Annotated in this window: 1 protein-coding gene; it reads right to left on the bottom strand. The window is 55.0% G+C overall.

What is annotated here, in order from left to right; all coding sequences use genetic code 11:
* Positions 1–519: putative Ig domain-containing protein (locus L5M29_RS23720; protein WP_263170363.1), on the bottom strand; the 519-nt coding region annotated here is incomplete at both ends.

The following is a 519-nucleotide window of genomic DNA, read 5'->3' as shown; positions in this document are numbered from 1 at the left end:
ATCGTTGACGTTTGTCACTGTAATGCTAAAGGACTGCTCAGCCGTTAAGCCATCCGTGTCCGTCACTCGTAAGGTGACAGCGTGACTGCCCACATCCGCATTGCTCGGCGTRCCACTGAGTAACCCTGTCGCCGCGTTGAAACTCAACCAGCTCGGTTTGGTCACTGCGCTCAAGGTTAAACTGTCACCGGTATCGGAGTCAGTTGCAGTCAAGGTGTAACTGTATGCCGCATCTTGGGTCGCTGCCGTCATCGCCGTCGAACTAATCGTCGGCGCATCGTTGACGTTTGTCACTGTAATGCTAAAGGACTGCTCAGCCGTTAAGCCATCCGTGTCCGTCACTCGTAAGGTGACAGCGTGACTGCCCACATCCGCATTGCTTGGCGTGCCACTGAGTAAACCCGTCGCCGCGTTGAAGCTCAACCAGCTCGGTTTGGTCACTGCGCTCAAGGTTAAACTGTCACCGGTATCGGAGTCAGTTGCAGTCAAGCTGTAGCTGTACGCCGCATCTTGAGTGGC

Origin of the sequence: Shewanella sp. SM95, from assembly GCF_025653595.1 — a bacterium.
GTDB classification, from domain to species: domain Bacteria; phylum Pseudomonadota; class Gammaproteobacteria; order Enterobacterales; family Shewanellaceae; genus Shewanella; species Shewanella oncorhynchi.
The sequence above is the reverse complement of the archived record's forward strand: the minus strand, read 5'-3'. Positions and strand labels throughout refer to the sequence as shown.